The sequence below is a fragment of the Ferribacterium limneticum genome, from assembly GCF_020510625.1.
Taxonomy (GTDB): Bacteria; Pseudomonadota; Gammaproteobacteria; order Burkholderiales; family Rhodocyclaceae; genus Azonexus; species Azonexus limneticus_A.
In genome coordinates this window covers 1,209,466-1,233,230 of record NZ_CP075191.1, presented here as the reverse complement: position 1 = coordinate 1,233,230, position 23,765 = coordinate 1,209,466, and the positions used below count along the sequence as shown (strand labels likewise).

At 57.2% G+C, this 23,765-nt stretch carries 22 protein-coding genes; 3 read left to right on the top strand and 19 right to left on the bottom strand.

Annotation, left to right across the window (positions count from 1 at the left end; translation table 11 throughout):
• Window position 1 precedes the first annotated feature (1 nt).
• The 11 genes from KI617_RS05930 to KI617_RS05880 all read right to left on the bottom strand — a co-directional run bounded on the left by KI617_RS05930 (window position 2) and on the right by KI617_RS05880 (window position 13,589).
• Window positions 2-4,711 carry a pilus assembly protein gene (locus tag KI617_RS05930; RefSeq protein ID WP_226451098.1) on the bottom strand — a complete coding sequence of 1,570 codons (4,710 nt, stop codon included), beginning with the start codon at window positions 4,709-4,711 and terminating at the stop codon, window positions 2-4.
• Between the two features lie 12 nt (window positions 4,712-4,723).
• Window positions 4,724-5,275, bottom strand: coding sequence for a pilus assembly PilX family protein (locus KI617_RS05925; RefSeq protein ID WP_226451097.1), 552 nt, complete (start codon window positions 5,273-5,275; stop codon window positions 4,724-4,726).
• The gene (locus KI617_RS05920) at window positions 5,272-6,309 is read right to left on the bottom strand and encodes a PilW family protein (RefSeq protein ID WP_226451096.1); all 1,038 of its coding nucleotides are present in this window, start codon (window positions 6,307-6,309) and stop codon (window positions 5,272-5,274) included. Before KI617_RS05920 ends, KI617_RS05925 begins: the two co-directional genes overlap by 4 nt.
• Window positions 6,309-6,689, bottom strand: a complete 381-nt coding sequence (pilV, locus tag KI617_RS05915; RefSeq protein WP_404826826.1) for a type IV pilus modification protein PilV — start codon at window positions 6,687-6,689, stop codon at window positions 6,309-6,311. Before pilV ends, KI617_RS05920 begins: the two co-directional genes overlap by 1 nt.
• A 29-nt stretch (window positions 6,690-6,718) precedes the next feature.
• On the bottom strand, window positions 6,719-7,228 hold the full coding sequence (locus KI617_RS05910; RefSeq protein WP_226451095.1) for a GspH/FimT family pseudopilin: 510 nt from the start codon (window positions 7,226-7,228) through the stop codon (window positions 6,719-6,721).
• A gap of 11 nt (window positions 7,229-7,239) precedes the next feature.
• Window positions 7,240-7,794: an energy transducer TonB gene (locus KI617_RS05905; protein ID WP_226451094.1), complete on the bottom strand. Its 555-nt coding sequence runs from the start codon at window positions 7,792-7,794 to the stop codon at window positions 7,240-7,242.
• A 234-nt stretch (window positions 7,795-8,028) separates the two neighbouring features.
• On the bottom strand, window positions 8,029-8,958 hold the full coding sequence (gene ispH, locus KI617_RS05900; protein ID WP_226451093.1) for a 4-hydroxy-3-methylbut-2-enyl diphosphate reductase: 930 nt from the start codon (window positions 8,956-8,958) through the stop codon (window positions 8,029-8,031).
• Complete coding sequence (locus KI617_RS05895) at window positions 8,958-9,389, bottom strand: FKBP-type peptidyl-prolyl cis-trans isomerase (protein ID WP_226451092.1); 432 nt, start codon at window positions 9,387-9,389, stop codon at window positions 8,958-8,960. Before KI617_RS05895 ends, ispH begins: the two co-directional genes overlap by 1 nt.
• Window positions 9,389-9,868, bottom strand: coding sequence for a signal peptidase II (gene lspA / locus KI617_RS05890; protein WP_226451091.1), 480 nt, complete (start codon window positions 9,866-9,868; stop codon window positions 9,389-9,391). The genes KI617_RS05895 and lspA overlap by 1 nt, the downstream gene beginning before the upstream one ends.
• Window positions 9,861-12,659 carry an isoleucine--tRNA ligase gene (gene ileS / locus KI617_RS05885; RefSeq protein ID WP_226451090.1) on the bottom strand — a complete coding sequence of 933 codons (2,799 nt, stop codon included), beginning with the start codon at window positions 12,657-12,659 and terminating at the stop codon, window positions 9,861-9,863. The genes lspA and ileS overlap by 8 nt, the downstream gene beginning before the upstream one ends.
• A gap of 9 nt (window positions 12,660-12,668) precedes the next feature.
• Window positions 12,669-13,589 carry a bifunctional riboflavin kinase/FAD synthetase gene (locus tag KI617_RS05880; RefSeq protein ID WP_226451089.1) on the bottom strand — a complete coding sequence of 307 codons (921 nt, stop codon included), beginning with the start codon at window positions 13,587-13,589 and terminating at the stop codon, window positions 12,669-12,671.
• 162 nt (window positions 13,590-13,751) lie between these two features.
• Here KI617_RS05880 and KI617_RS05875 point away from each other — a divergent pair, with 162 nt between their 5' ends.
• On the top strand, window positions 13,752-14,792 hold the full coding sequence (locus KI617_RS05875) for a GGDEF domain-containing protein (protein ID WP_226451088.1): 1,041 nt from the start codon (window positions 13,752-13,754) through the stop codon (window positions 14,790-14,792).
• A gap of 6 nt (window positions 14,793-14,798) precedes the next feature.
• On the opposite strand, the gene KI617_RS05870 is transcribed toward KI617_RS05875, so the two are convergent.
• Together KI617_RS05870 and tsaE are read right to left on the bottom strand one after the other, a co-directional pair.
• The gene (locus KI617_RS05870; RefSeq protein WP_226451087.1) at window positions 14,799-16,148 is read right to left on the bottom strand and encodes an N-acetylmuramoyl-L-alanine amidase; all 1,350 of its coding nucleotides are present in this window, start codon (window positions 16,146-16,148) and stop codon (window positions 14,799-14,801) included.
• On the bottom strand, window positions 16,082-16,597 hold the full coding sequence (gene tsaE, locus KI617_RS05865; protein WP_226451086.1) for a tRNA (adenosine(37)-N6)-threonylcarbamoyltransferase complex ATPase subunit type 1 TsaE: 516 nt from the start codon (window positions 16,595-16,597) through the stop codon (window positions 16,082-16,084). Before tsaE ends, KI617_RS05870 begins: the two co-directional genes overlap by 67 nt.
• On the opposite strand from tsaE, the gene queG reads away from it, so the two are divergent.
• Together queG and KI617_RS05855 are read left to right on the top strand one after the other, a co-directional pair.
• Entirely contained in the window at window positions 16,592-17,638 is a 1,047-nt protein-coding gene (queG, locus tag KI617_RS05860; protein ID WP_226451085.1) for a tRNA epoxyqueuosine(34) reductase QueG, read from the top strand. The two genes, tsaE and queG, sit on opposite strands and share 6 nt — an antisense overlap.
• 163 nt (window positions 17,639-17,801) lie before the next feature.
• Window positions 17,802-17,990: a hypothetical protein gene (locus KI617_RS05855; protein WP_226451084.1), complete on the top strand. Its 189-nt coding sequence runs from the start codon at window positions 17,802-17,804 to the stop codon at window positions 17,988-17,990.
• 124 nt (window positions 17,991-18,114) lie between these two features.
• On the opposite strand, the gene KI617_RS05850 is transcribed toward KI617_RS05855, so the two are convergent.
• From KI617_RS05850 to KI617_RS05825, 6 genes are all read right to left on the bottom strand, one after another.
• Entirely contained in the window at window positions 18,115-18,834 is a 720-nt protein-coding gene (locus KI617_RS05850) for a TorD/DmsD family molecular chaperone (RefSeq protein WP_226451083.1), read from the bottom strand.
• A complete protein-coding gene (locus KI617_RS05845) occupies window positions 18,824-19,495 on the bottom strand; it encodes a 4Fe-4S dicluster domain-containing protein (protein WP_226451082.1) in 672 nt (223 codons plus the stop codon). The genes KI617_RS05850 and KI617_RS05845 overlap by 11 nt, the downstream gene beginning before the upstream one ends.
• Entirely contained in the window at window positions 19,495-22,068 is a 2,574-nt protein-coding gene (locus KI617_RS05840) for a molybdopterin-dependent oxidoreductase (protein ID WP_226451081.1), read from the bottom strand. The genes KI617_RS05845 and KI617_RS05840 overlap by 1 nt, the downstream gene beginning before the upstream one ends.
• Window positions 22,069-22,081: 13 nt before the next feature.
• A complete protein-coding gene (locus tag KI617_RS05835) occupies window positions 22,082-22,966 on the bottom strand; it encodes a NapC/NirT family cytochrome c (RefSeq protein WP_226451080.1) in 885 nt (294 codons plus the stop codon).
• 2 nt (window positions 22,967-22,968) lie between these two features.
• Window positions 22,969-23,280: a hypothetical protein gene (locus KI617_RS05830; RefSeq protein ID WP_226451079.1), complete on the bottom strand. Its 312-nt coding sequence runs from the start codon at window positions 23,278-23,280 to the stop codon at window positions 22,969-22,971.
• 66 nt (window positions 23,281-23,346) lie between these two features.
• On the bottom strand, window positions 23,347-23,697 hold the full coding sequence (locus tag KI617_RS05825; protein WP_226451078.1) for a hypothetical protein: 351 nt from the start codon (window positions 23,695-23,697) through the stop codon (window positions 23,347-23,349).
• Window positions 23,698-23,765: the final 68 nt, after the last annotated feature.

The window sequence follows — 23,765 nt, the reverse complement described above, 5'->3', positions numbered from 1 at the left end:
CTTATTGAATCTGACGCCAAGCCGGGCGTGGGCGGGTGGTTGATCCCTGCTCAGCAACGACCAACACATTGCCGGTGGTACCGCTACTGATCTTGAAGTCTTTGGAACCGGCTGAAATGATGGCGGGCGATTTAATGATGCCCTCCGTCGATTTGACTCCATTGGCCGGAACATTGACTGCAACCCCACCAATCGTCACTGAAACATAATCAGAACTTGTGAAAGTACCGTTATTATTCAGGTCGAATACCGAGAATGACGGACGATTTCCTGTTTCCGGATCGAATTCCATAATCCAGCTTGTGCCACCAAAATCACAGGGCGATGCACTGGGAATCATGCTCGTCACGATAACCCGCTTATTGCGAAGAATCGGCGGGGTAACCACACGTTCCCGCGATGTCACACCCATATTGAGATACCAGCCGCGCTTGTTGGCCCAGTTGATAGATCCGGTATCATCGGTAACCCGGATGTCCCCCCCCCCCGCCAACGGGTTCGGCATTTCAATCAAAATTGAGTGTTTTTGCAGTACAACATCTTTTTCGGAAACCGTATCGACAGTTGATGCAGCAATTTCATCATTGCTGGCCGTCTTATCCCAAATCCCGTAGATTGTTTGCTGAGCAGTAGAGGTGTTATCACCTTTTTCGAAATACTTTCCTGTTCCGAAATACACCATGTAACCACCATTTGGATGGGTGCCAATATCCAGACCGGCGGTGATTGGCTGGCGATTTCCAGCATCGTCAAAAGCAGTAAATAACGGAGTCCCTGCTCCATTATCCACTTTCCAGTTATTGGTATTGGAACCCGTTACGTCAAATTTCCAGAGATTTCCTTTTAGATCTCCCGCAAAAATTGCTGATAGCGCCCCGGTGCCGGAATCGAATATCGCAGCGGGAGCAGAAAGCCCATTAGGACTGGCTGCAGTCGATCCATCGCCAACCTCAATTTTCTTGATCAAGCTACCATCAGCCAGATTAACGATATAGAGCACAGCCTTGCCATTCGCGGAACTATAACCATTGCCAAAAACCGCTGCCCATTGGTCATTTGCCATTCTGGCAATCACAGGCTGGCCATAGGTATAGCCAAGATCGGCATCCCCAAATTTATCCGTAAACTCCCAGAGCACGGTATCGGTGGCAGTCAGTGCAGCATAGGTCGACTGAGTTGTTGCCACATCCGAAGTTGACAACGTTTCGCTGGTACCGTCGTAACTCTTGGTCAGATCCACTGCAAAAACTCCCTTGCCACCCGCTGCCGCGGCCCCGACAAGAAGCGTCTTCCAAGCAACCCCTGCCCCCGTATCGACGTAGGCATCACCAACTACCAGGTTGCCATCCAGAAGATACTGATGGTTCATGTTGGCATTCAGAAGGTTGCGAAGCGGACTACTATTCGCTCCGCTGTTGCACCCGGATGCGGCCGTTTCGTCAGGGCAAATCAACCAACTTGGCAAGTAGGTGAATATTTCGTTGCCATTCTTGGCGTCAATCACATGCATCATGCCGTCATTTGAATTAACAACGATCAGCGGATTTTTGGCAGACCCCGTCGTTGAAAACTTCTTATCCACTTGGGCTGCATAAGAGTCATAGCCGGTGATGCTGCTGATATTGCCATAGGAGAAATTTTGCCCGCCGATAAAGACCGGATCAGAATTGATGATATCCCCCATGAGTGACGTTCGCGGCCGATAAATACCGACGTCGAAAACACCATCACTCGGCACAGAGGTGTCCTTCAACTCCTGACTCTGATCACCGCGCAGATAGCTAATCACAGAAGATGAAGTGTTTACAACATTGGCATCATCCAAACCTGCCTTCTGCTTCGCAGATAGCGAACCCCATTTAAAGTCAATACCTTTAAGCGTCGCACTACGATTATAGGTATATATTCGACGCAATGATTCGGCAGGATATTTCGCCAGAACGCCCGCATCCCAAGCCAAGGTTCCTAAGGCGGCTGAAGTTGTATTGGTAGTAGTATTGGTGACAGTCACGACGGGATAGGCTAGCACCTGTCCACTCCAGTCGGTCGCCTTGAAGCGCGCTTGATAGACAAAGGTGTCCGTATCCAAGCGGGTCGAGTTCGTCGCAATCGATGACGATGATGAGGGATCAGCCAAGGACTCCTTCAATGCCGAGCCGATGGCCTGCTCCAGGCCAGCGGGATTGCGTACCCGGAAGAAGTTATCTGCCTGACCATCGCCATTCACGAGCGTCGCACGCGTGGCGTTATTCTTTTTGTCCCAATTTGGCCAAGCCGCGTATTTTGCAGTGTAGTAGAGCGGATTCTGCATCAGGTTGGCCGTGGTGCTCGCCGATATCGAGTATCCGACCCAGGCAGGAGTGCTCCAGGATGTAACCGGCTTTGTGAACTCGCTGTTTGCAGCATAGGTCGAATAGTTTGCGTTACCTGGACGTAATACATCCATCACCGTCCCATCAGCCGTACTACCGGAGATCGTGTAGCCATATTTCAACGCATGGCCTGCCGCCGCGGTCATCGACGCAACCTTAAGATACAGCTTGTCAGCATCGGGAATAGCCGGCATGCCATTCTGTCCGGCATAGGCATTACACGCCGCGCCAACGCAATAACGGATATGAGCGACGCCGTCCATATCGTAGTCGTTACCCCACGTCGAGTCTTCCCACATGATCTTGAAGCTACCTGCAGTCTGGTTGGTACCCTGCTCTACTTCCAGATCAACCATACTGCAGGCACGCCAGCCTGTATCACCTAGCGCAGCCGATCCGTTCGAATTGGCCTGACAGAAGGGAATGAAGGTGATTTCTTTGCCGCTCACCCCAACCGGGATCGAAAAATCCGGGAGATTCTCAGCCAGCGCAACCGCAAAGGTCGTCAATGGCTGCCGCAGCGCGTACTCGGGTTTGGATTTACTCCACAACGAATTGCGTTTAGAAGCATAACCGGAGCGCAGGTCGAACAAAGAAGTACCCAAGGCCAAACCGGCCACATGGTAGCTGCCCTCAACGCTGGGCACCTCCGGGCAGATGCCGGAGGCTTGCGAAAGGTCGCCCAACGCTTTTGAGGAACAGACAGACTCGTAGTTGGAGGCCCCGGTCACACTGCCGATCATGAAATTGCCTGTGAGCTTCTCATGCGAAGCATCGGCAACCTCATTGGTCAAAGTTGCTGTCGACTTTCCCCAGCCTAGGTCGTGAGCAGTTTCGTCAAAGTCAAAGGAGTTCAGGCCTGTCGAGATCATCACGATATTCGACTTGGCACACCATTCGGCGGCCGGAATCGGATCTTTCCAGGTTAGCTGCGGCAAACCTGCAATATACGAGGCATCACTACCATTGAAGTTAGCTGTTGGCGATGCGGCACTGGTATCGCTAGCCAGCTTGGTGGTGGCATTTCCGGCCTGGAGATAGCGCAGCGACTCCAGATACATCTCTGAAATGGGATTTCCCCAGTCAACACAGTTGCCGTTGGCAAACGAGGTAACTCCCGGATTGTTACAAACACCGTCATACTTGCTGCCATCCCAACCTGCAATTCGCAGTCGGTTCAAAGTTCCTATGACTCCGCCAGTGGTAGGCAAGTCGTCGGTCGACGAAGCACTTCTCGGCAAGCCCTGATTATTGACAAATAGGCCTGTGCAAAAATCAACCTCATCGGTTGAACCTGAGACGAAACCCTCGCCCGCTGTGGCACAGTTGTAGTTGTTCGGGTACTTGCCGCCGCTGTTGCTCAGGCTGCCAATATTCTTCCGGAGTACGCCACCGGATTTGCCGTGCGCCCAACTTCCGGTCATCAGGCCAAACTTCAGGCTGAGCGACACATCGGCATCCCCGTATTGTTGCAGTAAGCCGATTGGCTTTTTAGCAGCCCCCGTTTTCAGGTAAGTCTTGCACTTCGGGCCGGGGCCACTGATGGTATCTGTACCGCCAGCATCGTCGCAAACTTTGACCCGAGCATTCAGTGTTTCACGAAGTGATGCAGGCTTTGTGCCTGAGCCTGTTCCGCACTGAGGATGCTCATTGGCTGCCCAGAGACGGAATGCGCCGTTGGCTATCTGCATGACCGGCGGATTCGTCGATGACTTCGAAGCACTGGCCCCATCGTTAGTCAGGTTACAGAAACTAATGGAAGTCTGATCGTTGTATGGGGTGAACTTGTTCATATTGGCCGTCGTGGCCGCATCGAACACCTTGGCAAACGCATGGACGTCGCGGGGCAGATGAGCACGCTCAAGGACCGTTAGCGACTCGGTGTCCGTCGAGCGATACCCACCATAAAAAACCTTCCGAACAATGTCGGCTCGGGTCATGCTTGCCCAGTTGAGCAAATTACCACTCCACTGACTGGCGCAGACGTATTGGGACTTGGTCGCCGTCGAGCCATTCGGAAAGCTCACAGTCACCGTTTCTGTTGTAGCTGCTGATGTCGCTTCGAAACGATTGTTTTGATAGGTGTAACACTTCCGCGGATTGAAGTAGCCGTCGTACTCAATGTAAGGCGTGAAGGCAGTATCAAGGAAGCCGTCACCATCAAGATCGGAATAATCGGTATAAGCCTTGATGAATAGCTGGTGGTCGCGAGACGCAACAAGCATGACGCGAGGATCGGCCTGAGCACTTATGAACAGAGGATCCTGGGCAATGACTCCGGCCTGCGCCGAAACGCAGGAAACCATCGCCAATATCAAACCGCAGAATAATTTTTTCATTTCGACCTCCAATTAGCCGCAGCCGCGGTCAAACCATGACTGAAGAATGACCACCGACTCAGTAGTCCGCCCCTGCCCACGTGCCGTAATCTTATAAACATTACGCGGCGGCGGTGGCGGCCATTTTTTTGAATACCCAGCACATGAAATTGCCGGGTATTCCTCGATGACATATCGAGGCTGGGTTTGCCCACTAAGCACCCCGCTGGCTTTCGTCGCCGCCACTGAATTGGCTGACCAGTTGTGAGTATCCCGCCAGTAAATTTCCTCAGTCTGACCAGTCGGCGAGGTATTTAGATCGCGGTAGTAACCACCGGTAGAGCCACCCGAGGTGGTAAATGGCGGCAAAACCGCATTTGACAGAAAATCCTGAGCTTCTCGCATAGCATATTCTGCCGACTCGAACGCCAGGGAACGATCGCGGGTATTCCCGGCCATACGCTCTTCAAAAACACTAGTATTCACCACGCTGAGGGCCAACAGGGTAACCATAACCAGAATCAACAGGGACACTACAAGCGAGATCCCTTTTTGCGAATACGCTACTGACAGAGGCTTTTTCATGGCAGACGATTCCTGATTCCAATAACCGTCGTGAAATCGCGCTTAATCCGCTTGTCGGTCACAGCGGCTCCATTGAAGGTATAAGTCAAACTCGAAGGCCCCGCGTTGTCGGACTCGCTGCGCACAGAAAAGCGGACCTGCAAACTTAGTGCCTGTGGCCACGTTACCCCTCCAAGTGCGGGCGGCGAGCCTGTTGAAGTCACGGTTGAATCGGGGGCGCTATCCGCATTGGTATCAACCCTCGCAGCAAGCACCTGCATATCATAAACATTGGCAACCACATCATTTGCTGTTGTTACTGTTCCGTTGTAGCTTATTTCATAAAGCATCGGCAGGTTTAGGGTGGGATGCATACCGATAAAGAATGTCTTTTCACCATATCCGAAGATCATGGCTTCTTTGCCATAGGCCTTAGAAAGTTTCTCATCGGTATTTGCTGAATTTGCATGTGCGATGGTGATCGAGCCAGAGCTAACATTGGTTGCGGCAAAAATATCGACATTTGTACAGTCGGCGATTACCAGAATCTGCCCGGCTGTCCATCCGCAGGGATTGGTGCCGATCTGAATATTGGCGTTAACTGCAGTCATATTGCCGGTCAGCCGGCCAGTACAGGCCCCCAGCCCTTTGATCTGGATAACATCAGTGCCAGCTACCCGAACAATCGCTGAGGGATTCACCCAGCCCACACCATTGTTGTAGACCTGAATACCGTCTCCTGCACCGAAAGTGACATGCTCCGCAGTGTTACCATCTTTGTCTGGATCGGCGATGATTCGTGGCGTGATATCAAGTGAATTCGAACATCCCATGAAGCCGGCTTGGCGAATCTCCCGCGCCAAGCGCTCCATGGCCATGCGACCATCCTCCTGAATCCTGGCGATCGCATCATTTGAAATATAGGCCGTGCGCGTACTCAGAAAGGTGTAAAGAACACCACCAATAATAAACAAACCCAAAACCAGCGTGATCATGATCTCGATAATCGAAACGCCAGTCTGTCGATGCCTCGGGAAAAACACAGGCTTGTCCATCAAAGTTCTCCCACGAAGACAAATTGTTGGGTCGCACTCCCCCCGGCAAGCTTGGAATCGTCCCACTGGATGGTGATGGTGAAGAACGTATTGTTCATAGCCACCGTCCCTGAACCACCGGGCAAGGTTTCAACCGCAGTTTTCCAGTCAGCCTTGTCTGCAACCGCAGTTGCATTGCTGGCTGTTGTTGCCGTCGTGTACTCTCCGTTGAGAGCCACCTGCCGATTGGTACGCATGCGGTCAGCCATATCGTAAGCCAGGAAACTAGCCTGCGTGCGGATCTGCGAAACTTGGGTACTCTTAAGACCCGTTGTCAGCAATCCGGCAACACCCAGCAACCCAAAGCAGACAATGACAATGGAAACCAAGATCTCAATCAAGCTAACCCCGCGTTGATTTTGGCCCGACATCATGAACACGCCCCCCCTGAAGCAACTCTGACACGGCCTGAGACCGCCACCGATACCACTTTGGCCGTCTGACCAGACTTGCATACCTGAATACTGCCGGCGGCCCCCAGCGTGGTTCCTCCGGTCGCAGTAAAGGTAACAACATTGACCAAGCTGGCATCGCCCACCATGGACAACTCCCCGCTCGGTGCATCGAATACCTTGATTGGCGTTCCTGCCGTAGCGTAAATCAGCCATCCGGTTGACCAGTCGCCACTGGTTGAGCACGTCGTACCATTGTCACTCTTACAAACCGATATGTTCCGGCCGCGCTTGACGGCTTCGCTACGGGCGGTCGCAAATGCCACCGAGAGGCTACTGGCGGCACTCTCGATCCGCATCCGTCGAATCATGTCGGAAAATGACGGCATGGCAAGCGCCAGCAGAATACCCAGCAAGGCAATGGCGACCATCAGTTCAATGAGCGTGAACCCTCTCGCCGCGCGCCTTTTCAGATGTGCAATTTTCATTTTGAGTTCTACTAGAAAACAACCTCGACATGCATGATGGCAGCTACGGGCCTGTCACCCCGCAACCCTGGCGTGAAACGTGAGCTCTTAAATCGCTCAACAATTTGATCAACAAACCAAGCAGCGACTTTGGACTCCTGTACATCGACACGGGTCACCTTGCCGCGGCTGTCAATCCAGAGATACATTTGAAATGAGCCTTCCTCCGGTGAGGAAATATCCTGAAGATCAATATCATCTACCGGAAAAGCTGCGCGAGAAAGGAACTCCGGTGGCAGATAACCCTCCTCGCTCCCTGCCAGCAGGTCGGGCGCCTCCCACATTTTGCTCAAACGCGCACCTGAAAGCGCAGACTGGTTCGCCACATTTTCAACAGATGGATTTCGAACATTTGAAGCAGGTATTGCCGAATCGAGACTTTCCTGGTCATGGTCTGCAAGCAGACGGACCGACAGCATCTCTCCGGTCGAGGCATACCGAAAACCCGTACTGCCCCCAACCAAGAATATTGATATCACCAGAGCATGAAAAAGGATCGACCACAGAACAGGTTGCGCAGGAATCATCTCCCGGCATCTATCTACGTCACTCCCGATCATTTGCATTTCTTGGCAGCGCATAAGCCCTCATTTATTGCACGCGTGATTGGCAGCTCGAAAAAATGCTCCGATAACGCTTTCTGAGAAGTTAGCTCAATTGCTTTCCTGCTAAACGCAATATCCGATAAGCGGGAGATCGAAGGTTGCCAACGGTACCCTGAGACAGCCTTCTGCTTTCCGCAAGAGGATTAGTGGTTATTGCTATTGAGCAGCGCTCAGTTCGCGAGGAAGTGGGAATGATACGTTCTCATCAACTCCAGTCATCTGAACGACTTCGGCCCCAGACATTGCCTTGATGCACTCGATGACATTCTTGACGAGAATTTCCGGTGCCGAAGCACCTGCAGTTACGCCAACATTGACCTTCCCTGTCAGCCACCCGAATTGCACTTCATCCACACCATCAACAAGATAAGACTCGACACCGCGACTTGCTGCAACTTCACGCAGACGACGTGAATTGGAACTATTTGGACTCCCAACCACAATTACTAGATCGCACATCTCCGCCAGAGCCTTGACCGCATCTTGCCGATTCTGGGTCGCATAGCAAATATCATCCTTTTTCGGCCCTTGAATTTTTGGAAAGCGTTCTTGCAGAGCCGCGATCACCACGGTAGCGTCATCTACCGAAAGCGTGGTTTGGGTTACGAAAGAAAGCTGATCTGACTCCTTCACCACAAGCTGGTGAACATCCTCAACTGTTTCAACGAGATACATGCCGCCCTGACTCTGCCCCATCGTCCCTTCGACTTCAGGATGCCCCTTGTGGCCGATCATGACAACTTCGCGGGTCTGGTTGCGCATCTTGCCAACCTCAACGTGGACCTTGGTGACCAGCGGGCAGGTGGCATCGAAGACTTTGAGGCCACGGGCTTCGGCATCGGTGCGGACGGCTTTGGAAACGCCGTGGGCGCTGAAGATCACAGTGCTGCCAGAGGGAACCTCATCCAGTTCCTCGACGAAAACAGCCCCCTTGGCGCGCAGGTCATCGCAGACAAATTTGTTGTGCACGACTTCGTGGCGGACATAGATCGGGGCGCCGAACTTTTCCAGGGCGCGTTCGACAATGGCGATAGCACGTTCGACGCCGGCGCAGAAGCCGCGAGGGTTGGCGAGGATGATTTCCATTACATGATTCCGATGATTTCCACCTCGAAGCGGATCGTTTTTCCGGCCATCGGGTGGTTGAAGTCGAACAAGGCGTGCTTGGCATCCAGCTCACGCAGGAAGCCGGCGAAGGTACCACCGTTGGGGGCGGTGAATTCGACGACGGAATTCTCCTTGAGTTCCATGTCGGCCGGCAATCCGCTGCGGGCGATGCGCTCGACAAGGCGGTCGTTGTGCTGGCCAAAGGCCTGCGCCGGTTCGAGTTCGAAGACGAAACGTTCGTGGGCGGGCAGTCCGATCAGCACCGATTCGAGGTTTTCGGCCAGCTGGCCGCCGCCCATCTGCAGGGTGGCTGGACTCATGTCGAAGGTGGAGAGGAATTCCTCGCCGTCGAGCGTGGTGATCCGGTAGTGCAGGGTCAGGAAGCTGTCGGAACGGACGGTGGTGCTCATCAGGAATTCTCTTTCTGTTTAGCGACAGTCAACTGCTCGACGACGAGCAAAATCGCGCCGACCGTGATCGCTGAATCGGCGACATTGAAGGCCGGCCAGTAGAAGCCGGCGGCATGCCATTGAATGAAATCAACGACCGCGCCGAAGCGGATGCGGTCAATCACGTTGCCCAAAGCGCCGCCCATGACCAGCGTCAGGGCCAGCGAGAGCAGCTTTTGTTGCGAATGCTGGCGGAGCATGACGGCGATCCAGCCGGAAACCGCGAGCGCCAGCAATGCGAAGAACCAGCGCTGCCAGCCCGGCTGATCAGCCAAAAAGCTGAAGGCCGCACCGGGATTGAAGGTCAGCACCCAGTTCCAGAACGGGGCGACATAGATCGTTTCGCCGAAGCGGATGTTCTCCAGCACTACCCACTTGCTGATCTGGTCGAGCACGATGACCAGGCCGGCAAGGCCATACCAGTGCGCCGCCTTAGGCACAGCGGCGTGCCTCGCCTTCGCCGTACAGGTTGCTGACACAACGACCGCACAGGGTGGGATGTTCCGCGTTGGCGCCGACATCTTCGCGGACGTGCCAGCAGCGTTCACACTTGGCGTGTTCAAGCGGCGTAGCGATGACTTGTTCGTTGTCGTCACGTACAGCAACGGTAGACGAGCAGATGAAAACGAACTTCAGGTCGTCACCCAGGGACGCCAGTGCTTCGTACTTCTCGCCGGCACAATGGATTTCGACAGTAGCCTGAAGCGCTGAACCGATCTTGCCGGCTTCGCGCTGAGCTTCGAGTGCCTTGGTCACGTCAGCACGGGCAGTACGGATCAGCGCCCACTTGGCCAGCAAATCGCCCTCACCCGCCAGCGCCGGCAATTCATGCCAGACATGGAACATCACTGAATCGTCGGCCTTACCGGTCAATACCTGCCAGACCTCTTCGGCCGTAAAGGCGGTGATCGGTGCCAGCAGGCGAACGAAAGCCTGCGTGATGTGCCACAGGGCGGATTGGGCCGAACGGCGAGCCACGGACTTCGGTGCCGTCGTGTACAGGCGGTCCTTCAGGATATCGAGGTAGAAGCCGCCGAGGTCTTCGGAGCAGAAGGTCTGCAGGGCCTGGACGACGCGATGAAATTCGTACTTGTCGAAGTCGGCACGGCAGCCGTCCTGCAGTTCGCGGGTCAGCGCCAGCGCGTAGCGGTCGATTTCCAGCCACTGGTCGACCGGCAGCATGTCGGCATTGGCATCGAAGTCGGACACATTGGCCAACAGGAAGCGCAGCGTGTTGCGGATGCGGCGGTAGCCTTCGACGACACGCTTGAGGATTTCGTCGGAAATGGTCAGTTCGCCGGAGTAGTCGGTCGACGCCGTCCACAGACGCAGGATGTCAGCGCCCATCTTGTCCGAAACCTGCTGCGGGGCGATAACGTTGCCCTTGGACTTGGACATCTTGTGTCCCTTGCCGTCCACCACGAAGCCGTGCGTCAGCAGCGCCTTGTACGGGGCACGACCATCGATGGCGCAGCCGGAGAGCAAGGACGACTGGAACCAGCCACGATGCTGGTCGGAGCCTTCGAGATAGAGGTCAGCCGGATAGGTGTGTTCGGCCGCATGCGAACCGCGCATGACGTGCCAGTGCGTCGTGCCGGAGTCGAACCAGACGTCCAGCGTATCCTTCATCTTGACGTACTGGTCGGCTTCGGCACCGAGCAGTTCGGCCGCATCAAGGCTGAACCAGGCTTCGATGCCCGATTTTTCGACACGCAAGGCGACCTGTTCGATCAGCTCAGCGGTACGCGGATGCGGCTGGCCGGTTTCCTTGTGCAGGAAGAACGGAATCGGCACACCCCAGTTGCGCTGGCGGGAAACACACCAGTCCGGGCGAGTCTTCATCATGCCTTCCAGACGAGCACGGCCCCAAGCCGGGAAGAACTGGGTTTCATCGACAGCACGCTCGGCAATCCAGCGCAGGGTCGAAGCATCCTCGTTCTTCTTGTTCTCCATGCCGATGAACCACTGGGTCGTCGCACGGAAGATGATCGGCGTCTTGTGGCGCCAGCAGTGCGGGTAGCTGTGCTGGATGCGCTCGTTCTTGAGCAGGCGACCACGGGCTTCGAGTTCCTGCAGCACCAGCGGATTGGCTTCCCAGACCGTCTTGCCAGCCAGTTCGCCAACCGACAACGCCGGTGTCGTGCTGATGAACTTGCCATCGTTTGCGACCGGGTTGTTCACCGGCAAGCCGTATTTCTTGCCGATGTTGTAGTCGTCCACACCGTGGGCCGGCGCGGTGTGCACCAGGCCGGTACCGGCTTCGGTCGTGACGTGCGTTCCGCAGATGATAGCAACATCGCGGTTCTGGAACGGGTGCTTGAGCAGAATCTGGTCGAGCTTGTCGCCGGTGCAGGAGCCGGTGACCGTGCCTTCAAGGGCGTAGCGTTTGAGCGCAGCGTCAGCCAGTTCGCGAACCAAAATCAAGGCACCCTTCTCGGTTTCGATCAGGTCGTAGGTCAGATCCGGATGCACGCTGACTGCCTCGTTGGCCGGCAGTGTCCATGGCGTCGTCGTCCAGATCACCGCAAAGGCCGGGCCGCGCAGATGCGTCAGGCCGAACGCAGCAGCCAGTTTGGCGGCGTGGTTCTCATGGACTTCAAATACGACGTCGATGGCGGGGGAGTTTTTGTCTTCGTACTCGACCTCGGCCTCCGCCAGCGCCGAACCGCAGTCCAGACACCAGTTGACCGGCTTCAGGCCCTGATAGAGGTAGCCTTGTTCGAGAATCTTGCCCAAGGCGCGGATTTCACCAGCCTCGGCCGAGAAGTTCATCGTCAGGTAGGGATTGCCCCAGTCGCCCAGCACGCCGAGCCGGATGAAATCCTTTTTCTGGCGCTCGACCTGCTCAGCCGCATAGGCGCGCGACAGTTCGCGCACCTTGTCGGCTGGAATGGCCTTGCCGTGCAGCTTTTCGATCTGATGCTCGATCGGCAGGCCGTGGCAGTCCCAGCCCGGCACGTAAGGTGCATCAAAACCGGACAAGGTCTTCGAACGGACGATGATGTCCTTCAGCACCTTGTTAACCGCGTGGCCGATGTGAATGTCACCGTTGGCGTAAGGCGGGCCGTCATGCAGCGTGAAATGCGGGCGGCCGGCACAGACTTCGCGGATACGCTGGTAGAGCTTTTTCTCCTGCCACTGGGCGACCCATTGCGGCTCGCGCTTGGGCAAGTCGCCGCGCATCGGGAAAGCGGTATCCGGCAGGTTCAGGGAGTCTTTGTAATCAGCCATTTTGCGTGCTCACAGCGTGAAGAAGGCCCGGGCGGCCGCGGCGTCTGCCGCGATCTGCGCCTTGAGGGCATCAAAATTGGGAAACCGTTGCTCGTTGCGCAGCTTGTGCACGAAACGAACCGAAATGTGCGCGCCATAAATGTCGCGATCGAAATCAAAGAGATGCACTTCCAGCAATGGGCGCGTGCCACCGACAGTCGGCCGCACCCCCAGATTGGCCACGCCAGGCAGCGGCCGGTCGCCCAAACCACTGACTTCGACGGCGAAAACCCCGCTCATCGGCAGCGGGTTGTGCTTGATACGCAGGTTAGCCGTGGCGAAACCGAGTTGCCGGCCAAGTTTTTGACCATGCGCCACCTGACCATCGATGATGTAGGGGCGGCCGAGCAAACTGGCCGCCTCCTCCATGTCGCCGATCGCCAGCGCCTGGCGTACCGCTGAACTGGAAACCCGTTTGCCGGCAACCGTGACACTGCCCATGGCCTCGACGGAAAAACAGAAACGCTGCCCGGCCTCCTGCAGCAGAGCGAAGTCGCCGGCACGCCCACGACCGAAGCGGAAATCGTCACCAATGATCAAGTGACGAACCTGACAGCCCCGCACCAGCACCTGCTCGATGAACCCTTCAGCGGAAAGGGCGGCAAAGGCTGCATTGAAAGGACAGATAACGGCCTGCGCCACGCCGCTCTCACCCAGCAACTCCAGTTTTTCGCGCAGAGTCGTCAGACGGGCCGGTGCTGATTCCGGCGCAAAAAACTCGCGCGGATGCGGCTCGAAGGTCAAAACGGTAGGTGCCAACCGGCGGTTTTCGGCCACCTCGGCCAAGCGCCGGACCAACGCAGCATGCCCCAAGTGAACACCATCGAAATTTCCGATGGCGAGCACGACGGGAGCAGGAACGGGACGCGAATGACCGCGAAAGACGCGCATGGGCAAACTGGCCGGAAAAACGTTGAATTATAACGACCTAAGGGACCGGAGGGATACGAGAACATCGGCCATGTATCAAGGAAAACCGCATATAGCCAAAACGCCAGGAGTCGCTTTTAGCTATAATCCGCCGGACTAACAAAGAATCCCGCGCACCACTTCATGCTTGAGCTGATCAGCCATATCGTCCAGATTTCATCGCGCCGAGACCGCACGGAAATCAATGAGGCCATGGTGGATTCCCTGCTTGATCTTTTCCACCCGCAACGCGTCACCATTTACCGCAGCTACGCCGGCAGCAAAAAAGCGATGGTGTTTGCGTGCGCCGGCTTCGGTTCGAACGGCCGCTTTCTCCGTAACGCCTACCTTCCGGAACACCTGTATTGCCAGCCGATTGAGCGTGACCCGTTGCTTAATCGGTGCCGCAAGGAACTGTCTGCGGTCCTCGACGTTCTTGATGATGGATCGCACCGCGTCATCTTTCCGGTTATCCGGCTCAACGAACCGGTCTACCTGATCGACCTCTGGCTTTCCGAAGAGTTTTCGGCCGACCAGCGCGTCACCCTGATGGGCCTGATCGACTACTTTGGCAATCATATCGCGCTGCTCGACTACGGTGAGGCCGATACCCTGACCGGCCTAGCCAGTCGAAAAACCTTCGACAAGCACCTTTTCGAATTGCTTGGCAAAGCGGCTAGCGACAATCGATCCGGTAACGCCAAGGAAAGCCGGCGGAGCCAAAAAGCCGATGCCAACCACTGGCTGGCCGTTTGCGACATCGACAAATTCAAGCTGGTCAATGACAACTTTGGCCACCTGATCGGTGACGAAGTGCTGATCATGCTGGCTCAGGTAATGAATCAATCCTTCCGCTTCGATGACCAGTTGTTCCGTTTCGGCGGCGAGGAATTCATTGTCTTGTTGCAACCGACCGATGAAAAGTTTGCGCTTGCCGCGCTGGAACGCTTCCGGAGCAATGTTGAGAAGCAGCTATTCAGCCGAGTCGGACACGTCACGATAAGCATCGGCTTCAGTGCCCTGCTGCCCAGCGACACCCCGACCGACGTGATCGACCGTGCCGACGAGGCGCTCTATTACGCCAAACGTCACGGCCGGAACCGGGTCAATTGTTACGAAAAACTGGTCGCGGACGGCGAAGTCGCCGCCAAGGAAATCGCCAAGGGCGAAGTCGAACTGTTCTGAGCGAACTTAGCTCAGCAAGGCCATCCTGGCCTTTGGCCCGGGGGGATGCTTGATGAAGTACTGCCGGATACCACGAACGATCGCCCCAGCCAGCTTTTCCTGATAAGCGTCGTCATTGAGACGCGCTTCTTCTTCCGGATTCGAGATGAACGCCGTTTCGATCAGGGCCGATGGAATATCCGGCGCCTTGAGCACAGCAAAACCGGCCTGTTCGACATGGGCCTTGTGCAGCGTGTTGATCGACCCCAACTCTCCGAGCAGGTATTTGCCCAGCTTCAGGCTGTCGTTGATCGTGCCGGTTTGCGACAGGTCGAGCAACGTACGGGCGAGGAAAAGATCCTTGCTGCCGATATTGACGCCACCGATCAGGTCGGCCTGATTTTCCTTCTGGGCGAGCAGGCGTGCCTGGGTACTTGAAGCGCCCTTTTCCGAAAGCACGAATACCGATGAACCGCGCGCATCGGGCTTGATCCAGGCATCGGCATGGATCGACAGGAAGAGATCCGACTGAACGCGACGGGCTTTTTGCACGCGCATCTGCAGCGGCACGAAAAAATCGGAGTCGCGCGTCAGGACGGCGCGCATGTTCGGCTCGGCATCGATCCGCGCCTTCAGGCGACGGGCCACTTCAAGCGTCACATTCTTTTCGTAGGTGCCCGCCTTGCCGATGGCGCCTGGATCTTCACCACCATGACCGGGGTCGAGCGTGATGGTAACCAAGCGGTCGACGATCGGCTTGCCGGATTTCTTGCTGGTGTGAACCTCCGGCGCTTCGACAATCTGCTTTTCGGGAGTTCTGGCAGTCACCTCGTCAGGCCGCTTTTCGGCAATCTGGAAATCCGGCTCGCCCTTCAAGGGCTCGACCGCATCCTTGCGACCTTCGAGCAGCGCCATCATCGGGTCCGGTGGATTGACCGGATAGACGTCGAGCACCAGACGACGGCCGTATTCGCCGGCCGGCTCCAGCGTGAAGACCTGCGGATTGACCTTGCCTTTCAGTTCCATGACCAGGCGCACGACGCCCGGCTTGAAACGGCCGGCGCGCAGCAGCTTGATGTTCGGATCGTCGGTTGCCACCTTGCGGGCGAGACTGTCGAGCACGCTGTTGAATTCGACGCCTTCGATATCGACCACCAGGCGATCCGGGTTTTCAACGGTGAAATGCGTGAATTTGAGCGGTCCGTCGTGTTCGAGCGTGACGCGGGTGTAGTCGGCTGCAGGCCAGATGCGTACGGCGAGGACAGACGGTAGCTTGGCCGCGGCGCCGGCAATCGGTGAAACGGAAAGAATCAGCGAGGCGCCGGCATAGCGGAGGAGCTGTCGGCGCCCAAGGCTTGGATGAGCGCGTTTAGACATGCTTGCCCTTTCGGTGTATCTGCCACGGCTTCGAGGACACGCCCGACACCTGCATGATGAAGACACAGCCGCAGGTCTGGCGACGGAACGCAGCCCTGAGCACGCTCCGGCCATTCGACAAGACAGACCGCAGTGTCATTAAAATATTCATCAAAGCCCGCATCGAGAAACTCCTCGGGTGACTCGAAACGATAAAAATCAAAGTGATATAAGTATAAGCTCGAAATTACGTAAACTTCAACCAGTGAATAGGTCGGGCTTTTGACCGGACCGGTGTGGCCGAGCGCCCGGATCATGGCGCGCGACAGGGTGGTTTTGCCGGCACCCAGGTCGCCTTCGAGGAAAATGACCAGCCCCGGCACCAGCAATGGCGCCAGTGCCTCGCCCAATCGAAGAGTCGCAGCCTCATCGGGCAATTGAAAAACGGCGGTAACATCGGGGCTATGCACAATCAGGACTCCACGGTGGATTACTCGGCGCTCAAGGAAAAAATCCGCGAGGCCGGCAGGCAACTCGGCTTTTCAGCCGTTGGCGTGGCGCGGGCAGAACCCGGGCCAGCCGTTGAAAAAATGCGGGAATGGCTGGCGGCTGGCTGCCACGGCGAAATGGATTATATGGCCCGCCATGCCGAATTGCGCGCCCAGCCGCAGCAACTGCATCCGGGAACAATCACCGTCATCAGTGCGGCCATCGACTACCTGCCACACCGCAAAACCGCCGACCAGCCGGATGAGGCGGCGATTTCGCGCTACGCCCAGGGTCGTGATTATCACAAGCTGATCCGCAGCCGGCTGCAGAAGTTGGCGGACACCATTACCAAGATCACCGGGCCGTTCGGCTATCGCGTCTTTTCCGACTCGGCACCGGTGATGGAAGTCGAATTTGCCAGCCAGGCTGGCCTCGGCTGGCGCGGCAAGCACACCTTGCTGCTCTCCAAGCAAGGTTCCTGGCGCTTTCTCGGCGATATCTACACCGACCTGCCCTTGCCGCCCGACGCCCCCGTTGAGGAACATTGCGGCACCTGCACGGCCTGCCTCGACGCCTGCCCGACCCAAGCCATCGTCGCCCCTTACAAGGTCGATGCCCGGCGCTGCATTTCCTACCTGACCATCGAACTGGCCGGCCCGATTCCGGAAGAATTCCGGCCCTTGATCGGCAACCGCATCTACGGCTGCGACGACTGCCAGTTGTGCTGCCCGTGGAATCGTTTTGCGCAGATCGGCGACCCTGAGTTTTCGCCGCGCCACGGGCTCGATACGGCAACGCTGATCGACCTGCTCGCCTGGACTGAGCAGCAGTTCAACGACCGACTGGCCGGCAATCCGATCCGCCGGATCGGCCACGAGCGCTGGCTGCGCAACATTGCCGTCGCGCTCGGCAATGGGCCTGCGACGGTCGACGCGAAAAATGGCCTGAAAATGATATTGGCTCACCCATCGCCATTGGTGCGCGAGCATGTCACATGGGCGCTTGCCAGGCTGGAGGGCTGAAACTCCCCTATTTTCGGGGGACAGCAGCCCTTGCCGGGCCAAACCGGCGAGCCTGTCGGACTCTTCGGGATAACCGAAAAGAGCATACGAAATATCCGGTTTCAAGCTCGGGTTTACGTGGGTAATATTGTCCCCGCAACAACCGCACAGGAGATTTGGCCGAATGAAAGTAAAGTCTTCAATCGAACGTGGTGCTGTGTATCTCTGCACCAAGCTGGGTGATGTCGTAACCGCCATCGAGCAAGTGGCCGTGGTCAAGGGTTTGGCCATGTGGGAAGTTGAACGAAAGATAGGTGCCGGAATTCGAAAACGACTGATCGTCTCCGAGCGCACCCTGATTCCAGCACATTGATCTACGGCCGTTACCCGGCCTGAAACCTCAACCTGCATCGGAATGCCGAAGGCCAGCTTAACGCTGGCCTTCTTGCTTTTTCATGCCATGCCGGCCGGCTGCCGTGCAGCTCGACCATTCGCCCCTACCAGCTCGGCCCCTGCGCCCCCGGCATGAAGCGGATGGGGGAAACCTCGGCCTTTTCCATTGCCAGCTTGCGGTTGATGCGCTGGCCGATTTGCTCGCGCTCGGGAATGGGCAAATCGTAGAGTTCGTCGAGCAGCTGGCGGAAGCTGATCAGCCAGACGTGGGTCAATTCGGCCAGTGCGGCGTAGAACGGAGTGTCGCATTGCATGGAGACGCGCTGGGCGAAGTCGGGGAACCAGTAGCCAAGGTGTTCGTCGTTGAATTTGGCGAGTTTTTCCGGTGCTCCCTTAGAAGACGCCAGAACGTGGCGCAAATACTGCAATTGCAGCACGAAGTGGTCGTCGAAGCGGCAGCGCCAGTCTTTTGCCTGCAAACCTGCCGCGGCGTAGATATCGCGCAATTCGAACATTGGCGCGGCACAGGCGAGGTGGTCATCGGAGAGCCAGACGGATTCGTAGGGCGAAGCGCCGAGGCTGTTGTTGAGATAGATTGCGGCGTAGTCGGCGGCCAGATCATCGAGGGAAAGGTCGCCCCATACCGCCGCAGACATGTTGGCGCAGGCCATTTCTCCTGCCTCGCCCGAAGGCTGGAGTGCCAGCCCCAGCGGAAAGGAGCTTTCCTTGAGGGCAGCAAGGGTTGCGGCATCCAATTCCCTGTCGTGCAGACGTATCAGCTGATCAAGGTCGTCAGCCAGCGCGGCACCGAGTTCACTTTGCATCGATCTTGCCTTTGCTATGGGGAATGAAGGCGATGGAAGGCCGGGTCAATTCGGGGTTGGCCATGTTCTTGACCTGCTTGACCGTCTTGTCGTGCGGCCCGATGGCCTTGGATTTCAGGGTCGAATTCCAGATTTCCTCGATCGGCCCGATGTCGAGCACGCGCATCATGCAAGCCTGGACGCAGTACGGCTTGCGACCAGCTTCCAGTTCGTCGATGCACATGTTGCACTTCTTGATGACCATTTCCTGCGGGTCCCACTGCGGCGCGCCGTAGGGGCAGGCCGGCTCGCACTTGCGGCAACCGATGCACAGGGTCGAGTCGATGTCGACCACGCCGTTGTCGGCCCGCTTCCAGATCGCCCCGGTCGGACACGCCGGCAGGCAGGCCGGTTCGGCGCAATGGTTGCAGGCCATGTTCACCTTGTAGGCATAGACGTCCGGGTAAGTACCCCCTTCGACGTACATGACGCGGCGGAAACGTGGCCCGGGCGGCAGGCCGTTCTTGTCCTTGCAGGCAATTTCGCAGGCCCGGCAGCCGATGCAGTCGACGTTGTGATGGACGAAGCCTAGCTGTTTGGCCGGCTTGACCGGTTCGTAGGTCTGCGCCACCTTGCGCTCGATGGCGACCTTCAATTCAGCCTTGTCGATTTTCTTGACCATTACTTGTCCCTCCGGAAGATCACGGAGCGCGAGGTCGCCTGGGTATCCCAGCCGGGACGATGATCCAGATTGGTCTTCTTCAAATCGACCAGGATGGTGTTGTAGGCGAATGCCCCGGCCGGACTGGGCTGGTCGAGGGTCAGGAAGTCCGGGTTGCCGGAACGGTCGGTACCGTCCTTGGCGAGGTCCATCCAGGCGCCCTCGTAGAGCACCACCACATTGGGCATACAGCGCTCGGTGACGTAGGCCGGCACTACCACCTTGCCGCGCTCGTTCCAGATTTCAACGATGTCGCCGGTCTTGATGCCCAGCCGCTCGGCATCCTTGGTGTGGAGCGTTACTTCCTGCTGGTAGGTTTCGCGCAGCCAGGGGATGTTGTGGAAGATGGAGTGGGTGCGCCATCTCGGGTGCGGCGTGATCATGTGGAAGGGGAATTTCTTCGCCTTCTCGTGATTCAGCGACTCGAAAGGTTCGATCCACTTGGGCAGGTAAGGTATCTCGTAGCCGTACTGTGTCTTGGTCCAGTCCTTGATGTTGGCCAGCGTGGTCGACAGGATTTCGATCTTGCCGGAGGGGGTCTCGAAGGGCACGCCCTTGCTGATCTGGTCTTCGAAGGCGACATGCGGCTTGTCGAAGGTGAATTTGTAGACGCCGTGCTTCTTGAAAGTCTCCCAGGACATGGTGACGCCCTGATGCTTCTGCACCTTTTTGGTCCACCAGTCGGTCAGGTAGGACTCGTCAGTGGCATCGTTCTTCTCGAAGTAGTCGCGTTGCGACTTCGGGTTGTAGCGCTTGCCAAAATCCTTGACGGACGGGTCCAGCTTCTCGATTCGGTAGGCAAGTTCAGTGAATACCTGAAAGTCGGTCTTCGACTCTCCCAGCGGCTCGATGACCTTCGGGCGGTGGATGTAGTAGTGCCCCTTGTACCAGGGCAAAGCCACATCATGGCGCTCGAAGTGCGTGGCGATCGGGAACAGCACGTCAGCCCACAAGCCGGACGGCGTGATGGTCGAATCCATGCATACGACCAGCTCCAGCTTCTTGATCGCCTCGATTTCCTTGTTGATGTTGGTCAGCTGGTTGAACCAGTCCGAGCCGTGCCAGAAGATGGCCTTGATGTTCGGGATCTTGCCGTCCAGTTCGTCGTTGCGTGGCCAGCAGCCGATTTCCTCGCGCTTGACGTTGGGGTAGTTGAGCACGCAATGCGCCCAGCGGTCGGACTTGAGCGAGGCGTACCAGACGTTGGCGTACTGGTCGTACGGGTAGGCCACCGCTTCGGCGTGCCAGCCCTTGCCGACGCCCTCGGCGCAGCCGCCGAGTATGCCGATGTTGCCGGTCATCGCCTGCAGGGCGGCCGCCATCCGGTTGTATTGTTCGCCGTAGCTGGCCCGGCCCGGCGCCCAGCTCGCCTTCAGCGCGGCCGGCTTGGTCTTGGCGTACATCTCGGCCAGCTTCTTGATATCGGCGGCCGGTACGCCGCAAATCTTCTCAGCCCATTCCGGGGTTTTCGGGGTGCCGTCGTATTTGCCGAGGATGTAGTCCTTGAAGTTCTCTTTGTCGGCAAATTGCTTCGGCATCGTGCCGGCATCCATGCCCTGACAGAACTTGTTGATGAACTTCTGATCCTGCAAATTATTGACGAAAATGTGGTGCGCCATGGCGGCCAGCATCGCCGCGTCGGTATTCGGCTTGATCGGGATCCACCAGGCGTCGTAACTGGCGGCCGAATCGGTGTATTGCGGATCGATCACGACGAACTTGCAGCCGCGCTGCTTGGCCAGCCGCATGTAGTAGAAGGTGTTGCCGCCGTGGAAAGTATAGGCCGGATTCCAGCCCCACATGATGATCAGCTTGGAGTGGGCGAAGGCGTCATCCTCGTTGCCGTCAGTGATGGTACCGAAGGTCATCCGCGAGCTGAAGGTCGTGCCCTGGTAGCTCGGTACTGACCACGAGTTGGTCCGGCAGCCGAACATGCCGAGGAAGCGGGCAAGCAGACCTTCGATCTGGTCGGACTTGTGCAGCACGCCATAGGAAGTGCCGGCATAGGCCTGATCGAGAATGGCCGTCGGGCCGTATTTCTGCTTCAGCTCGACCATCTTTTTGGCGACATGGTCGAGGGCTTCATCCCACGACACCCGCTTGAATTTGCCTTCACCCCGTTCGCCAACTCGCATCATCGGATAGAGCAGGCGCTCCGGCGAATAAAGGCGCGAGCGGTAGGAGCGACCGCGCAGACAGGCGCGCAGTTGCGGCACCTGCTCGGTGTCATCACCGAATTTGCCACCTTCCTGGTAGCGCCCATCGTCGGTCGACAGACGAACGATAACGTCACCCTTCTTGTGGGCAACCAGCATGTGGCGTGAACCGCAGTTGTGGTCGCAGGAGGTGACGACGGTGGTCAGCTGGTCATCCTTGGGATACGGCTCGTAGGCGAAGGCCTTGGCTTCCTGCTGGCCGGTGCCGAGTTCGATCAGGCCGCTGGTCGTGGCGACGGCCGTGCCGGCACCGACAGTTTTCAGGAAGCTGCGACGATTGGGGTTGAGGAGATCAAGCCAGTTACGTTTCCGGTCCATGATTTTTTTGCCTTTATTTCGTATTGACCCTGGGGCCAGCTGTTGTTTCCATGGTCGTGGGAATCAGGAAGCGGGCTTCGCTTTCCGTCGGGCGATCCCTGGCCCAGTCGGGAACCTCGGGAGCCATACCCTCCCAGGCGTGGCGCGGATAGGGGTAACTGATCCGGTACCAGGAACGCCCCCCGTGGCAGCCGTAACAGGTGTCGGCATTCTTGGCGCCGGCCGCTTCGATGGCCTCGGCCTTCAGGTAGCTGACCTGATGGCGCTTGGTGCGGATGGCGGCGTGACAGGTCAGACAACTGTTGCCGAACATTTCCTTCGATTCCGGCCATGCACTCGGCAGGCCCATCACCGGCGCGTTCATCTGGCCATGACACTTGAGGCAGGTCGTTTCGACATTGACCTGCTTGCGTAGCGTGAAGGACTTGTCGCTCTGCGGCGCTGCTGTCGCCGAGGAGCCCTGAGCCTCTTCGCGCGGGTCGTGCCCCTGGTGGCAGGTGGTGCAACTGAGGTTCATCAGCTCCTTGGCCATCGGCGTCACGAGGTGGCGACGGTGGAAGGTGTCCTGCTCGCCCTGATAGGTGCTGAGCTGCTGGTACCAGGCCTTGCTGGTACCGGCCTTGACACCGGCCGGCGAGGTTTCGCGCACCTTGTCTTCAAGCACCTCGCGGTGGCAGGCCAGACACTGGGCGTCGGTGGCGCTGTCGATGGCCGGCTTGAAATGAATCGGATCGTAGGTGGCGCGCAGATGGTCGGTACTCGGTCCGCCGGCCGGAAGAACGACGGTGCTCTGTGGCGACAGTCCTTGCTGGCGGATGGTCCAGCCGAGGAAGCCGCCGGCAACGGTGGCCACGGCGATCAGGGCGAAAATCAGGAGGCCAGTCTTGGGGCTTTCCATGGTCAGTCTTTCTTGTTCTTGGTGGTGTCGTGCAGGCCGCGAATATCGTAGTACCCCGGCATGTTCGGACGATTGAACGGGGTATACCAGGCGCCCTGATCCTTGAGGAAACCCAGCCCGGTCTGCGGTTCGTGGATGCCGCGCAGCGCCTGCTGCTTCCAGGCATCGGCAGGTTCAAATACCGAGATTACCGGCGCGTTCGCCGGCCGCACCGAGGGATTCAGCCCGGCAACAAAGCCTGAATCGGCGATTGCTGCACTTAACGGGAAAAACGAGGCAAAAGCAAAAACTCGAAACTTCAACAGCTTGCACATGATGCAGCGCTCCGCGCAAAAAATGGGGCGGGGAAAACCACCCACCCCATTCGGGGGTCGGAAGACTTACTTCTTGCCTTCCATACCACCCATACCAGACATACCCTTCTGGCCTTCCATGCCGGACATGCCACCCATACCCGACATGCCTTCCTGCTTCTGGCCCTTCTTGGCTTTCTTGCCTTCCATACCGGACATGCCATCCATGCCAGACATGCCGCCCATACCGGACATACCCTTCTGGCCTTCCATACCCGACATGCCACCCATGCCGGACATGCCTTTCTGACCTTCCATGCCAGACATACCCTTCTGGCCCTGCATGCCGCTCATGCCCTTCTGATCAGCATAGACGTTAGCGCTAGCAGCAGCCAGGGAGACGATGGCAAGTGCTGCAAAAGTCGAAAATTTCTTCATGTAAAACCTCACTCGAATTTTATAGTCATCGTCTCCGCCAAGCGGCTGAAAACGACCCGGGCACCTGC